This window comes from Rickettsiales bacterium (assembly GCA_041396965.1).
Lineage (GTDB): Bacteria > Pseudomonadota > Alphaproteobacteria > Rickettsiales > SXRF01 > SXRF01.
Genome location: JAWKXN010000001.1, coordinates 1,529,368 through 1,545,198, shown reverse-complemented (window position 1 = coordinate 1,545,198; position 15,831 = coordinate 1,529,368). Strand labels below are relative to the sequence as shown.

11 protein-coding genes are annotated in these 15,831 nt (G+C 40.3%); 2 read left to right on the top strand and 9 right to left on the bottom strand.

Annotation, left to right across the window (positions count from 1 at the left end):
• Nucleotide 1 precedes the first annotated feature (1 nt).
• The 8 genes from R3D71_08125 to R3D71_08090 all read right to left on the bottom strand — a co-directional run bounded on the left by R3D71_08125 (nucleotide 2) and on the right by R3D71_08090 (nucleotide 12,266).
• Entirely contained in the window at nucleotides 2-1,621 is a 1,620-nt protein-coding gene (locus R3D71_08125) for a DUF2079 domain-containing protein (protein ID MEZ5691616.1), read from the bottom strand.
• A complete protein-coding gene (locus R3D71_08120) occupies nucleotides 1,584-2,297 on the bottom strand; it encodes a class I SAM-dependent methyltransferase (GenBank protein ID MEZ5691615.1) in 714 nt (237 codons plus the stop codon). The genes R3D71_08125 and R3D71_08120 overlap by 38 nt, the downstream gene beginning before the upstream one ends.
• A gap of 3 nt (nucleotides 2,298-2,300) precedes the next feature.
• Nucleotides 2,301-3,245: an endonuclease/exonuclease/phosphatase family protein gene (locus R3D71_08115; protein ID MEZ5691614.1), complete on the bottom strand. Its 945-nt coding sequence runs from the start codon at nucleotides 3,243-3,245 to the stop codon at nucleotides 2,301-2,303.
• Nucleotides 3,232-4,953, bottom strand: a complete 1,722-nt coding sequence (ilvD, locus tag R3D71_08110; protein ID MEZ5691613.1) for a dihydroxy-acid dehydratase — start codon at nucleotides 4,951-4,953, stop codon at nucleotides 3,232-3,234. The genes R3D71_08115 and ilvD overlap by 14 nt, the downstream gene beginning before the upstream one ends.
• 129 nt (nucleotides 4,954-5,082) lie before the next feature.
• On the bottom strand, nucleotides 5,083-5,745 hold the full coding sequence (locus R3D71_08105) for a DUF2497 domain-containing protein (protein MEZ5691612.1): 663 nt from the start codon (nucleotides 5,743-5,745) through the stop codon (nucleotides 5,083-5,085).
• A gap of 166 nt (nucleotides 5,746-5,911) precedes the next feature.
• On the bottom strand, nucleotides 5,912-7,507 hold the full coding sequence (locus R3D71_08100; protein MEZ5691611.1) for a TolC family outer membrane protein: 1,596 nt from the start codon (nucleotides 7,505-7,507) through the stop codon (nucleotides 5,912-5,914).
• A gap of 40 nt (nucleotides 7,508-7,547) precedes the next feature.
• Entirely contained in the window at nucleotides 7,548-8,207 is a 660-nt protein-coding gene (locus R3D71_08095) for a protein-L-isoaspartate O-methyltransferase (GenBank protein MEZ5691610.1), read from the bottom strand.
• 12 nt (nucleotides 8,208-8,219) lie between these two features.
• Nucleotides 8,220-12,266 carry a GNAT family N-acetyltransferase gene (locus R3D71_08090; protein ID MEZ5691609.1) on the bottom strand — a complete coding sequence of 1,349 codons (4,047 nt, stop codon included), beginning with the start codon at nucleotides 12,264-12,266 and terminating at the stop codon, nucleotides 8,220-8,222.
• 161 nt (nucleotides 12,267-12,427) lie between these two features.
• Here R3D71_08090 and metC point away from each other — a divergent pair, with 161 nt between their 5' ends.
• Together metC and R3D71_08080 are read left to right on the top strand one after the other, a co-directional pair.
• Nucleotides 12,428-13,606, top strand: coding sequence for a cystathionine beta-lyase (metC, locus tag R3D71_08085; protein MEZ5691608.1), 1,179 nt, complete (start codon nucleotides 12,428-12,430; stop codon nucleotides 13,604-13,606).
• A 43-nt stretch (nucleotides 13,607-13,649) separates the two neighbouring features.
• Nucleotides 13,650-14,975, top strand: a complete 1,326-nt coding sequence (locus R3D71_08080; protein MEZ5691607.1) for an ammonium transporter — start codon at nucleotides 13,650-13,652, stop codon at nucleotides 14,973-14,975.
• Here the strand turns inward: R3D71_08080 and R3D71_08075 are convergent.
• Nucleotides 14,972-15,763, bottom strand: a complete 792-nt coding sequence (locus R3D71_08075) for a glycosyltransferase family 2 protein (GenBank protein ID MEZ5691606.1) — start codon at nucleotides 15,761-15,763, stop codon at nucleotides 14,972-14,974. The two genes, R3D71_08080 and R3D71_08075, sit on opposite strands and share 4 nt — an antisense overlap.
• Between the last annotated feature and the right edge of the window lie 68 nt (nucleotides 15,764-15,831).

The window sequence follows — 15,831 nt, the reverse complement described above, 5'->3', positions numbered from 1 at the left end:
TTTAATTCCGTTTTGTGATTTTATCCAACTTGTCTTGTTTTATTTTTAGCTGCTCTAGATCTGATTCTAATTGATTCTTTATTTCTTGATTATTGGTATCGCTAACATCGTCAGTATCATTTTTATCATTTCTCTTAAGTAATAACCAATTATCGCTGTAATATTTTATCTTCCAGTGCCTATTATTTATAAGCTCGTGTATTTTATTTAGATAAGTAATAAACTCATCTTCCACATATGGCGTTCCAAAAGCATGAAAATGTTTCAGGAACGGATTGCGGGTGTTTATTATTATGTAGTCCTCTGTTTGCTCGGACTCGTTTGGGAACATATACAAATAACGGCGGGTCGCTATATGTGGCATTATATTATCTTGGACTGATATTATAGAGTCACCGCCAATAATATTATTTATATCACTTATAGATTTTTTATCGCCTTGTGAATAGTCAGACTTTATAGATGAAAGCTCCCATATGTTATTTGGAAGGTGAGGAAGAGAAGTTAAGCTATATGAATAAAAACCAACCATTAGCGCAGTCGCGGCGATGAATTCCCACCTTTTTATTTTTGTGATTTGATTATAACGTTTCGCTATAACAACGCAGTAAGCGATTAATAATACGGGAACTATCGGTGCTGAGTGATAAGCGGAAGGGTGGCGTAGCATATCATTATTTGATACGCTATTGATAAATATATCAGCAAGTGCCGGAAGCATCCATAACGGCGCTAATAATGGCTGGAACCATAGCGGATATATCATCAGGAATATATAAAATATGGATTCCACCAACCTTTTGCCAAGAAGTTCTGGGTCAGCGAAAGGGGTAAATATCCAGCCGAAATAGTTAGTGTTGGCACTGCTATTTAACATAGCAAGGCTGGTATCTGGGTGGAAATAAGGCATTATTATTTTTATTATTATTAAAAATGAGGCGAGTCCAATTAGTGACGCGCTAAGTCCAAATTTAATGTCACGATTATGATATGCCCAGAGTATTCCAGCGCCAAATACGCTAAGACCATAATGTTCTTTTATCGTAAGTAGTAGAAAGCAGAATATTATAAACCATATTTTGTTATTATTAATAATTGACCATAGGATAATTGTAATGAACAGAGGAGCAAACGCCATTTCATGGAAATCAAAGATTTGCGCGTTTATTATCAAAGGGTTTATTAGGTAGAATATACAGATGACAAGTGATTGCCAGCTAGAGCTAAATATTTTTTTACAAGTAAAAAATAAAGGGATGGTGGCAGATGATATGAGAATTGTATGTAATAAAAACAAGGTTTTCGGCGATGGAAATAGCCAGTATATAGGAGCTATAGTATAAAGTATTGGTGAGAAATGAAAGCCAAACCAATGTTGAGATATATATGGTGGAGAGGTGGACGAAATCATCCCATAACCGTTAACTAGATTATGAAATAGCTGGATAAAAGAAGCGCTATCGGCTCCTGATGTTTTTAACTCATAAAAATGTGAGAGTAAAAAACAGTATGAGAGAGTGGATTGTAATAATACTAGGAGGAGTAATATGTAAATTGGCTTTATCAGCTTGGTCATATCGCTATTATGATGATTTTTGTTCCATATAGAAAATATCACCATCAGCATCCTCACAAAGCGACTCACCTTTTATTTTTCCCATAACCGAGAGCAGTGAGTAATTGTAGGGGAAAAAATTAAGATGTAGGTCAAATGTGAATTTATAAGGACGTTGGCGAGGAACTACTATAATTAGTCTTTTGCTAACACGCCTTAGTTCGGATATCGCTAAGTGGATATTACGGACATGCTCCAGAGTATGAGTGCAGATTACAGTATCAAACTCACTATCATCAAAAGGGAGTGACTCAACATTATCCTCAAAGAATTTTACTTTAGGAAATTTTTCTCTGACTACTGGTGGTATTACGATGTCAACTCCTGAAACATCGTTGTGATTTTTGCTTAATATATCTACTAGAAATCCCCGACCACAGCCAACATCAAGTATTTTATCCCCTTTAGTATGCATCATTATTTTGTCTATTGAAGCTTTATTAAGATCGGTATCTCTTTCTATAGCTGTATCACTTACCATACGGTAAAAACCACGAAATTCCTCTTCGCTTAAATCAAATGCTATCTCTTTGAAGTTAAGATATGATTTATAACGGTGACGGAACATTACCCATAGTGGAAATGACATAATCCATTTACAGTCACGTATTATTGGTGGAACTAGCTGATCCAGTATATAATGTATTTTAAGGGCGGTATCCCTGCTCATTTTACTAGGCATCTTTTATTCCTTATATATTTTTAATTCAGTAAGTACAGGAAGATGATCGGAATCTCCATATGGTAATACACTTCTTTTGACTATTTCAATCTGTTTTGAGGTAAATAGATGGTCTATGGCTATTCTAAATGGTGATGGCATAAATTTAGGCCATGTTCCAGATAAGTTAAACCCTTGTTGGGAATGGTTCATATATCCACGTTTTATTACATTTTGTAGATATGGTGAATATATTGTAGAGTTAAAATCGCCAATTAATATACGGTAGGTAGATCTATCTTTTTCCAGTAATTTAGCCATTAACTCTAGATTAATGTTTCTCTGTTCAAAGAACTCCTTTGACATAGGCGGAGGAGTATGCAGTTCGTACATGCGTATATTTTGCCCTGATACAAAAAAATCAGTTACGCTATATTTGTTCCAGCCATCATTTATATTTATATAGCGAAAGCTATTTACTGGCAGGGAACTGAATATAGCCATACCAAAAGCATCACGGTTTTTATTAATTTTTATCTTGGACCAAGGATAATATTTTATTAATGGCCTTAATTCTGTTGCTCTATCCCTGTTGATTTCTTGCAGAATAATAATATCAGCTTTTTGTTTTACCATCCATTTAATATCTTCCCTAAAGTTTTTATTATTATACAGAATGTTATATTGGAGTATTTTTATTTTGGTAATTTCTTTTCCTCTTGGCGGTTTAGCTGACTCAAGCGTTTTCATGGCTGGTATGCCAAGTGCCAATGTTAACGCTAGAAGCCATACGCTAACCATTATATTTTTTGAGAATATAAATATTATGGTAAAAATTAGAGCAATAGCGGCAAAGTGCATCCGCCAGTGAACGGCAAGCTCCGCTATGTGGAATTTATCACTTAATTCACATAATGCGTAGGCTATTGTAAGTGGTAAGCATATAAAAAAGATGCTAAATATCCGCATAGCTACCTTTTTCGGCTTTGCCTCCCATATGGGTTACCGCCCCTTTTTCAGCGGAACCAACTATTTGCGCGTATTTCCATAAAGCGCCAGAATTATGATTATTACTACGTGGTTTCCAATTTTTACGGCGTTCTTCCAGTTCTTTGTCAGAAATATCTACGTCTATGGTAGAATTTGCAGCGTCAATCGTTATTTTATCGCCATCTCTAAGAAGAGCGATGACTCCGCCAAGTGCCGCTTCCGGACCAACGTGCCCGATGCAGAAACCTCTAGTTCCTCCTGAAAAACGACCATCAGTGATGAGCGCTACCTTGTCTCCCATTCCTTGACCATATATGGCGGCGGTTGTTGAGAGCATCTCACGCATACCTGGTCCTCCACGAGGTCCCTCATAACGAATTACAATAACGTCACCTTCCTTGTATTTTCTTGATTCAACCGCTGCGAAAGCGTCTTCTTCACAATCAAAACATAAAGCTGTGCCGCTAAATACTAGATTTTTCATTCCAGCGACTTTTACGATAGCTCCTTCTGGGGCGAGATTACCTTTAAGCACAACGACACCACCTTCGTCCCTTAGCGGTTTATCGTGAGGATAAACGACATCTTGCTTGGCTGGGAATTTTATACTCTCAAGATTCTCAGCGATGGTTTTTCCGGTAACTGTTATGCAGTCACCATGTAAATATCCACCAGCAAGTAGGGTTTTCATTACTATTTGAACGCCGCCAACCTCATATAAATCTTTGGCGGTATATTTCCCGCCCGGCATTAAATCAGCAAGATATGGAGTGCGTTTGAATATCTCACCAACAGCGTGTATATCAAAATCTATTCCACACTCATTGGCGATAGCCGGTAGGTGAAGAGCTGCGTTAGTAGAGCCTCCGGTCGCGGCGACAACAGCGGCGGCGTTCTCAAGTGCCTTCCGACTTACTATATCACGGGGACGCAGCTTATTCTTAAGTAATTCCATAACTACTTTTCCGGATTCAAACGCGAAAGAATCACGTGACTCATAAGGTGCTGGAGCGCCCGCGGAGTTAGGCAGAGCAAGACCAATCGCCTCGCTTACGCAAGCCATAGTATTAGCGGTAAATTGCCCACCACATGAGCCAGCGGAAGGACAGGCGACCTGTTCAAGCGCGCGTAGCTCTTCCTCACTCATATTTCCAGAGCTATACTTGCCCACTCCCTCAAAGACATCAACTACTGTTACCTGCCTGTCCTTGTATTTTCCTGGTAAGATAGAACCACCGTAAATAAACACGCTGGGAACATTTAGTCTTACCATTGCCATCATGAGTCCGGGTAATGATTTATCACATCCGGCAAGACCAACAAGAGCGTCATAACAATGACCACGCATAGTAAGCTCAACAGAGTCAGCGATGACCTCTCTTGAAATAAGAGATGATTTCATCCCCTCATGCCCCATAGCGATACCATCAGTTACGGTGATAGTGGTAAATTCTCTAGGAGTACCACCGGCTGCCGCGACACCTTTTTTAACAACTTGTGCTTGACGGGCGAGGGTTATATTACAGGGAGCTGCCTCGTTCCAAGTTGTGGCTACTCCGATAAGCGGAGCATTGATTCCAGCCTCAGTTATGCCCATAGCGTAAAGATATGAGCGATGAGGGGCGCGCTCGGCTCCTTCAGTTACGTGTCTGCTGGGCAGAGTTGATTTTCCATAAGTTTTAGTCATTATTGTCACTTTTTATCGTAAGTTTTCTATCATGCGTCGTATAGTAATTAATGGAGACGACAGAGACGGGATTAAAGCAAAAATACTTCAATCTATCAATAGGTTTTTCAATGGGGATTTGGCTGGTTTTTAGTCGCGACTAAGTCTTGCTATCTCTTTGGCGACCAAACGCTCAACAATCTCTGGAAGATTATCATCAAGCCATTCTTTCATCATTGGGCGCAGCATTTCCTCTACCATATCCTCTACGGTTTTACCAGAGCGGAAAGCGGGTGATGGAACATGAGGAGCGGCTGGTTTATCTGGTTTTTTGAGTTTAGACAGAGCGGCGGAAGCGGTATTTTCTGTTTCCTTTGAGATTAGGCTATCATCAGTAGCTTCTTGTTTAGGTTCTTCAGTAGAATCAGCAACCGCTTCCTCAGCTTTTACTTCTTCTTGAACCACTGGGGCTTCTTCTGTTTTCTCTTCTTTGCCTTCTATTTTTTCTTCTGGCTTCAGCGCTTCATCAATATTATCCAGTACGTCTACAGAAGAGTCCTCTTTATTATCATTATTACCATCCTTAAGATTTGTTATTGAACCATCGTCTTCTATCATATCGGTGAGTTCCAATATGTCAGAGTCATTTACAGCATCTGGTTTAACATCCTCACCATTAGTTTTAGCATCTTCAGCTTTTACTTCTTCGTCACCATCTTCATCATCGGCTATTATACGACGTATTGACTGAAGAATATCCTCCATAGAAAGATCATCATCACCGACAGTCTCTTCTTTTTTCTTTGCCTCCATGGCATTCTCCAACACTATATATACCGTTTATCGTTCATCATATGTATTATTAACATATTTTCCTTTGACTGACCAGTATGGTCAAAAATAAAAAAACACTATAATCCATTATCCAATACTTGGAGCATTTTTATATAATTATATAAAAAGTATTAAATAAACATTATCATAATCCAATTAACTGATATTTTATACTATCATAATGTTTCTTTGGACTTTCTGTTGTTGTCTTTATTTTTAGACCTTCATTGGTTAATTTTCCTATTGTGGCAAGTAGTCTGTAAGCTTGTATTTTTTCATTACGAATAGCTTTAATAAGGCTTACTTCAGCGAAGAACGCTTCTTGTTCAGCGTCAAGCACGTCAAGTATGGTACGCACACCATACTCATTTTCTTTGCGGACACCATTTAACGCCACTTTGGCGGCCTCTACCGCTGCTTGGTTAGATTTAATAATTTCTTTACTCGTATTATAAGCTTCCCAAGCGATAGTAACATTTTCAATAATTGATTTATTAGTATCAATGGTATTAAATTTAGCTTGTTGCGCTAGATTTCTCGCCTGTCTTAGTCGCGACCACTCAGCTCCCGATCTGTATATAGGTATCGTTACATTTAATTTAATACTATCGCTATCAAAGCTGCTAAAATTATTCGCGCTGTCACTTCTGCTTGCTACTCCTTGTAAGGATACGTCCGGTAACAGGCTAGAGGCTTTACTATATACGTCACTATCGGCTGATTTCTCTAAGTGACGAGCGGCGATTAAAATAGGGTTATTGCTTGACGCTATCTCTTGTGCCTTAGCAAGACTTGTTGGTATCTCAGATGGAACAGGAGGCATTTTCATGTCTTTATTAGCTTCGTAACCTATTATTCTGTTGAAAGTAGCTTTTACCACTTCCAGATCACCAAGTGCTTGTCTTTCGTCAGCTACAGCACGTGCCAGACGTGCTTCTGACTGTGATACATCAGTCAAGGTGAGATCGCCAACTTTGAATCTTGATTTTGTCGCCTCAAGCTGTCTTTTAAGTACATCAACATTTTTTTGGTTTAATTTCAGCACATAATATTTTTCTACCACATCGGTGTAGGACACTACCGCGTTAAATAATAACTCTTGTTCGGTAGAAAGCAGTTCCGCTCTTGCCGCTTTTACTCGTTCTTTTGATGTTTTTAGGTCGGCAAGGGTTCTACCTCCTTTGAATATTGGCTGGTTTACGACTATATTTTTGGATTTTGAGTCGCCATAATTCCAGTCAGGTGTCGTACTTTTGATTCTCTCTCTACCTTTGCTAAGATTCGCGGTCACATCTGGACGGAATCCAGAAATAGCCTGCGCTACATTCTCATCAATCGCTTTTAGCTCTTCACGCTTCGCTTTTATTTGCGGGTGATTATCATAGACATATTCTAGGGTTTTTCTAAGAGAAACATCATCTATTATGCTGTAATCATTTTTGTCTTTACCGGCGATAGCGGTTTTTTCAATATTCAGGTAATTGCTGTCGGGCTTGGATGTTTTTTTATCATATGATTTTGGATTAGCGTTTTTTGACGTCTCATCTTTACTATGTTCCTCACTTTTAACCGACTCTTTCTTAGGTCCGATAGAAGCCGCATTGTCATTTTGCTTACTATCTATTTTTTCTGAGTTGGAAGTATTTAAGGATTCTGGTAGGTAATCACACCCAGTAATTAAGGATATAGAAAGAATAGCCGCGATAATTTTCGTATTTAGAGGATGTACAGTATTTTTCATATAGTGTTTTATAATGGTTTTTGTGCTATGTAACAAGTTATTAAAATGTAAATTTTTCTTTCTGTTCAAACCCTTCAAGTGTCGCCGATGAACTATCAAAATATGACTGTACGTTTACTTGTCCGTCCATATGTTTTACTAATATACCTTTGCCAAGACCGGTAGAGACTTTCTGGATGGCGACAAGTCTGCCACCGATGGCTAGCTGTGTGGCAAGTTGATGCGGAAGATACTCAACAGCGCCATTTATGAATATAACATCATATGGCGCGGACATAGCGTAACCATCAGCCATATTTTTGACGTGCTTTATATTTACATCTTTTACGCCAAGTCGCATCATATTATCATTAGCTATGGCGATTAACTCCTTGTCGCTGTCAATGGATACGACGTGCCCTGCAAGTTCAGACAATATAACTGTAGAGTAACCATTGCCGCAACCAATGACCAACACTCGGCATGACGGGGTAATATTAGCCAATTCAAGAAGTTTAGCGAAGGTAAGCGGAGCGAGCAAAAAACGGTTTTTATATATCTCAATATCTTGATCTATATACGCTGAGTTTTTTAACTCTATCGGGACAAAAAATTCGCGTGGTACATCAAACAACACCTTCTTGATTGATGGTGTGGTAATAGCGTTGGTTTCCAGCTGACCAATAACCATATTTCGTGCCTGATTTTCTTGTAGTGACATTGTATTATATCCTCATGCGGGTATGGAATGTTTGAGTGATTGTTTTGATGCCGAGAATGAAATATAAATTGTACTATTGTCAATTTTATTTTCAACGGAGTAGGTTGGTGAAGTTATTTCATCTTCCAATAAATTATCAGAAAGGGTCTGCTCCATAATATAGTTTTTATTAGAGTGAATGGCGGACATTATTTTTTCCTCTGACCTTATGTATAAGTCTATTTTATCAGAGACATTTAGATTCGCGTCTTTACGGGCTTGTTGAATCATCCGTACCACATCACGGGCGATGCCTTCCGCTTCCAACTCTGGAGTAATAGTTGTATCCAGAATTACTAAAGCATCATTGGTGGATAATGCCTGCGCCCGTTCCGCATATTCTGGCTTTGGCTCAAGCTGTAAATTATACTCAGTGGGAAGTAGTTTCTCGCCACAGATTTCTAAATCGCCACTATCTAATTTTTTCCATTCGCCTTTTTTAGAAGCAGGGATTATTTGCTTCATTTTAGCAGATAAGCGTTTACCAAGAACGGCTGAGTTGATGGAGAGTTTGAGGGTGGCGTAGTTGGAAATTTCTGAATTACCATCTATTTCTTTTACATTTATTTCATCAATAATTATGGCATTATATTCTCTATATTCCTCATCACTTTTAGTCCATCCATGATGAATGATTTTTATGGATTGTAGTGGTTGACGAGTGCGTATTTTTAATTGAGAGCGTATTGAATGGACTGTATTACAAACATCTTGTATCCAATCTATTTTATCTATTAGCTCGTCATCCTTGCTTGTTAAAGGGTGATAGGTTGGGAAAGTGGCAAGATGCACGCTGACATTTGCTTTTCCCTCACCCTGCCCTCTCCCAGAGGGTGAGAGTGCAGAAGAAGTAGTTAGCCCTCTATAAATTTCCTCACAAGTTAGTGGCAACAGAGGCACGGCGGCGCGGCACATAGTAGTTAACACTGTGTAGAGCGTGTCATAGGCAGCCTGCTTGTCAGTGTCATGCTCGGACTTCCAGAAACGCTCCTTGCTGCGACGGATATACCAGTTATTCAGCGTATCAAAAAATTGTAAGACAGCGTCGCAAGCTGTTGGGGTATCGTAATCGTTCATAGATTTTTCTATTTCTTTGACTGATTGATTGCATTTGGCAAGTATGTATTTATCCATTATATTGTTATCCTGAACGGAGCGAAGCGTAGTTGAAGGATCTTTAGATCCCTCGGCTTCGCTCGGGATGACAAGTGAAGCCTCTATACCATCCGCATTGGCATAAAGCGTAAAAAAGTTATACGCATTCCATATAGGTTTTATAGCAAGGCGCACCACGTCACGGATAAATTTACCTTCAGGATCAACCATAAGATCCTGTCCACGCATCACGGGACTAGCGATCATAAGCCAGCGCAGTGCGTCCGCCCCGAACTGGTCAATCACCTCCATTGGGTCTTTGTAGTTTTTCAGACGTTTGGAATATTTAAGTCCGGTTTCAGCATCCAGCACTACCCCATGACAGATACAATTTTTGAATGGAATTTTATCAAATAAAGCGGTTGAAAGCATAATCAGCGTGTTAAACCAGCCACGTGTTTGCCCGACATACTCAGTGATGAAGTCGGCGGGGAAATGTTCCTCAAAATACTCTTTATTCTCAAATGGGTAATGCACTTGCGCAAACGGCATTGAGCCGGATTCAAACCAGCAATCAAACACATCTTCAACTCTTTGCCATTTGCTTCCATCTTTGGCGGTAGTTAGAGTATCAATAAACGGGCGGTGTAAATCTTCTACCTCTACGCCAAAAAAATCTTCCAATTCAGCGATGCTGCCAAATGCTTTTATTTCACCTTTTTCGTTTTTCCAAACCGGTATAGGTGTTCCCCAAAAACGGTTGCGGGAGATGCTCCAATCAGGTGCGGTTTTTAACATATGTCCCATCTGCCCGTCACGGATATGTTCAGGAATCCAGTTTATTTGCTGATTAAGCTCGGCGGCACGGTCACGGAACTTTGTTACTTCTACATACCAGCTCGGCATTGCCCGATAAATGAGCGGTTTGTCGGTGCGCCAGCAATGCGGATAGTTATGTTTTATGTCCTCTTGTTTTACCAGTTTGCCGGTTAGTTTTAGCCAGTTGATAATACGAAGGTTCACCAAACCATATTTTTTTAGCTGTTCTGGTTTGTACGGTTCATCGTCGCATTTTCCATCAGTTTGCGCTATAACATTTAAGCCTTTAAGAGATAGAGGAGGGAGCTTGTTTTTCGCGTCATAATCTTCTTTGTTGATAGTGAAGTAAGGTCCCATGTGATTTTTGTACATTACTCTATCTTTTTGCTGATAGCCGATTTTCTTAAGCATCAACAAGGCGCTGGGATTATGATCCAGACTGCCTGCTATAATTGTTGGAAGATTTAGTTTATAAAATCCGAATTCAGTGCAAAAGCGACATAATTCAGTTCCATAACCGGAGCTCCAATAATCAGGTAGTAGTGCGACACGGAACACTGGATTTTTATTGCCACCATCCGCACGTTGATCCATGAACTGTAAACCAGCCCGTCCCATGAACTTACCGGATTCTTTGTTGAAGACCGCCCACTGGCTATAGCCATGCTCCTCTTGATGTGAGACAAACGTTTCTAGGTCAGCAAGTGCTTCCTCTTTTGTTTGCAGCCCGTCATTGACTGTATCCATGACTATCTGGTTGGTATGAAGGGAAATAATTAGTTCCGCGTCGTCTTTGGTAAATGGGCGTAGTGTACAACGCTCAGTTTCAAGAGTATCAAATGAAAAACCGGACTGCGTACCAATATCAAAAATCTCATCGGTGTATTTGCCTTGCCCGTCCACTGGGCAGACTAGCTCTATACCGTTTGCCTCACAGCATTTTTGATCCTCCTCACCAAAGGCAGGGGCAAGATGCACAATCCCTGTGCCGTCACCATCAGTGACAAAGGAAGATCCGTCAAGAATACGGAAGGCTCTCTTGTCATCCTGAGTGAAGCGAAGCGGAGTCGAAGGATCTCTAGATCCCTCGGCTTCGCTCGGGATGACAGTCGCGCGATCCGCAAAATAAGGGAAGAGGGGCTTGTAAGTGAGACCGATTATATTTTCGCCAGTGGTTTTGCCTAAATATTTTATTCGCCAAGCACCTTTTTCATCTTTTCTACCTAAATATGGAGCTAATGAATCTACGGCACGTGGAGAACATATGTAGCATATTTTTTCTTTTGCCCCTTCAATGTAAGAATACTCCATTTCTCTATTTACACCCAACGCCAGATTGCTTGGTAATGTCCAAGGGGTGGTTGTCCATGCGAGAACATAATATTTATCAGCGTCAGGTGCGCCCTTTGGCTTTTCGTTTAGTTCAAACGCCACCGTAATCGCTTTATCTTCCTTCTCACGATAGGAGTTATCCAGCTTGGTCTCAAAGTTAGAAAGCGGGGTTTCCGCTGCCCATGAATAGGGCATCACACGGTGAGCTTGATAGATTAGCCCTTTATCATAAAGCTGTTTGAATGCCCATAAAACCGACTCCATAAAGTTGGTATCCATAGTTTTATAGTCATTCTTAAAATCCACCCAGCGGGCTTGTCTCGTGACGTAATCTTCCCATTCACTGGCGTATTTCATCACGTTTTCACGGCAGTGGTCGTTGAACTTATCTATACCGAAATTCTGAATGGCGGCACGTCCGGAAATACCAAGCTCTTTTTCGCTACCCATCTCGGCGGGTAGGCCGTGACAATCCCAACCGAAACGGCGCTCTACCCGCTTACCTTGCATAGTTTGATAGCGAGCGAAGGCGTCCTTTACAAAACCTGTGAGCAAATGCCCATAATGTGGCAAGCCATTAGCAAATGGAGGACCATCATAAAAGACGAACTCATTATTCTCACCATAGTCAGTTTTTGTGGAGCGGGAATCAACTGATTGTTGAAAAATATCGTTTTCTTTCCAGAAGGATAGAGTTTTTTTCTCTAATTTAGGGAAATCAGGGTTAGGATTCACTTCGGGATAATGGTGCTTATTATTTGTTTTTTCAGGCATTTTTATATGTTTTTACTAGATTGTTATAGTCGTTTTACGTGTTTTAATATTTTTACTTGTTAGTTGCAACCTGTTGTTATTGCTTTTATATGTAAATATTGTTATCTATCGCGAATTAACAAGGTTATTTCCTGAAAAAATTCCCCGTAAATAAATACATTATGATTAAAGGTTCAAAAGTGAAAAAAGAAACATTGCTTGCCCATATTGGCACTAGTCCTGATATACATCGTGGTTCGGTAAATATTCCGCCATATCGTGCTTCTACAGTTTTATTCCCCAACTTAGCCGCTTTTGAGGCAGCGGAGCAGGGTAAAAGTGCGATGCCGACATATGCTCGTTTTGGTACTCCTTCAACTGAGGCGCTTGAAAATGTGATAGCGGAGTTGGAAGGGGCGGATCATTCTATAGTAACCGCTTCTGGTCTTGCCGCTATAGTAAGTTCAATTATGGCCTTTGTAAGTAGTGGTGATCATTTGCTTATGGTAGATAACGCTTACGCTCCTAACCGACGTTTTTGTGATCAGGAATTAAAGCGTTTTGGAGTAGAGGTTACTTATTATGACCCTACTGTTGGAGCGGGTATTGCGGGTTTAATAAAGGAAAATACAAAAGTTATATTTGTTGAGAGTCCTGGCTCGCTTACATTTGAAATGCAGGATATTCCAGCAATAGCGAAAATAGCGCGTGAAAAGGATATAGTGGTAATAGCTGATAATACTTGGGCGACACCTATGTATATCAATCCTTTTGAGATGGGAGTTGATATATCAATTCATTCCGCTACCAAATATATCAGTGGGCACTCGGATTTGGTTATGGGGGTAATCTCATGTAAAGAGAAGCATTATCCGCAGTTGCTTCGGAGTTTCCGTAATTTTGGCGCGTCACCGAGCGGTGATAATTGTTATCTAGCGTTACGTGGGCTTAGGACTATGGCAGTGCGCCTCAAACAGCATTACGAAAATGGTCTTAAAGTAGCTCGCTGGCTTCAAGAACATGATAAGGTGGAAAAGGTGTTTTATCCGCCACTACCGGAATCGGCTGGTCATGAAATATGGAAACGTGATTTTGACGGGGCGACTAGTTTGTTTAGTATCGTGCTTAAAGAAAATTACTCAAGTGATCGGCTGGCGAAGATGATTGATGGTCTTGAGAATTTTGGCATGGGTTATAGCTGGGGAGGGTTTGAGAGCCTTATCATACCGTTTAAGCCGAAAGCGATAAGAACAGCGACAAATTGGCAGTATGAAGGGACAGCTCTGCGTTTGCATATCGGTCTTGAGGACGTTGATGATTTGATAGAAGATCTTGAGCGTGGATTTGAGCGGTTAAAATAAAAACTATTGCGTAAATAAAATAATTATGTAAGAAGTAGCGCCCATGAAGAATTTTATTCGTGGCTCCATATTTTTTATTTTATCATCTTTGATTTTTGTGTCTGGTTCCGTACTCGCGCAGGATGCGGTGGCTGTTGTTGACTCTGGTGATACGGCATGGATGATTACTTCCACTCTTCTTGTGCTTATGATGACGATTCCTGGTCTTGCCTTATTCTATAGTGGAATGGTGCATAAGGAGTCTGTGCTTTCAGCGATGATGCAGAGTTTTGTCTCCGTAACTTTGGTATCAGTGTTGTGGGTGGTTTATGGATACTCACTGGTTTTTACTGAAAATAATGGATTTATTGGGGATTTTAGCAATTTGCTATTGTCTTCTGTTGGCAAGGATAGTGTAAACGGATCAATACCGGAGTCAGTATTTGTTATGTTTCAAATGACGTTTGCCGCTATTACCTGCGCTCTAATTTTGGGAGCGGTGGCCACAAGAATTAAGCTTTCCTCAGCGCTAGTTTTTATTGGTATATGGTTTACTCTTGTATATGTACCGGTCGCGCACTGGGTTTGGGGACCTGCCGGAATGCTTGGTGGTGTTGGAGTAGATGGTTATAATGGTTTGTTCGGTTATGGGGCTACACTTGATTTCGCTGGTGGTACGGTGGTGCATATTAATGCCGGTATAGCTGGTTTGGTTGCCGCTATAATGATACGTAACCAAAAAAGCTTTGACGCGAAACCGAGAAGAATGCCACAACCTTATAATATAGTTTTTAGCGTGATAGGCGCTTCTTTACTTTGGGTTGGTTGGTTTGGGTTTAACGCTGGCTCGGCGGTTGCCGCTGATGGTGGCGCTGGTATGGCGATGCTAGTTACGCAAGTGGCGGCGGCTATGGGCTCACTTTCTTGGATGAGTATAGAATGGATGCGTAATAAAAAGCCAAGCGTGATAGGCATTATTTCTGGCGCTATATCTGGACTTATAGCGATAACCCCCGCTTGTGGATTCGTTGGTATTGGTGGCGCGCTTATAATTGGCGCCATTGCTGGTGTTGTGTGTTTTTATTCATGCCGGATTAAGTTCAGATTTAATTTTGACGATACGCTCGATGTGTTTGGAGTACATTGTATGGGCGGAATAGTTGGAGCGTTACTTGTTGGTATATTCGCTGTCGAGGATGTTGGTGGTGTTTCTGGAAGCTTTACTCAGTTTGTCGCGCAAATTGAGGGAGTAGCTGTGACGGTAGTTTATTGCGCGGTGATGAGTTTTGTGATTCTCAAAGCTATAGATAAAACTATGGGTCTTAGGGTAAGTGATACCGTAGAATATAAGGGTATGGATTTAATAACTCATGGTGAGCAACTACATTAGTTATTGTTGGTCTCCTTATTTCCCTTGCTTTCCTTTATCTCTATATATTTAGCTATTCGCATTACCCTGCCAAAGGCGTAGATATTGGCGTGGATTATACCCTTAACACCGCGTAGTATATATAATCTCAAAAAATATGACTTAACAAAGGCGGCTGAGAACTCAAACACAAGTCGGAGGCGAGGAAGTGACATACCTTTGCCAGCGGCTAGTTCTTTTGCTTGCATATCACTATAGCTATTCATTTTTTCAATAGCATGGGATATGCTACGGAAAGAGCGATGCAATATTGGATTTTTTAGATTTTTAATTTTACAGCCTTTATTCATTATTACAGAGTCATGTACTGGGCTTTTAGAAAAACGTCCTTTATCAAAGCGGTATAGACGCAAGCAGCGGTTAGTATGAGCGAGGGGAGCTAGTTTTATCTCGTTAGGTAGTAAATCACGAACATCTATTATAAAAGCGTCAGCATCGGGTTCGCCACTGGCGAATATTTTTTTTATTTCTTCCGCTAGTTCTGGTGTTATTTCCTCGTCCGCATCAATATTAAGTAGCCAGTTATTTTCGCATTCTTCTTCAGCGAAGCGTTTTTGTTTGCCGTATCCCTCCCATTCATTATAGAGAACTCTAGCTCCTATAAAAGAAGCTACTGATACGGTGTCATCAGTGCTGCCGCTATCAATGACCACAACTTCGTTTGCCCAGTCAATTACACTATTAATAGCTGTTGCTATGCGGTCTGACTCATTTTTGGTTATGATAAATACAGATATTGGTAGGGTCATATAATCCGTTGTGTTATGTGGTTGTATTATGTGAACGAAATTATTATACAATTGGACTATATAATAAA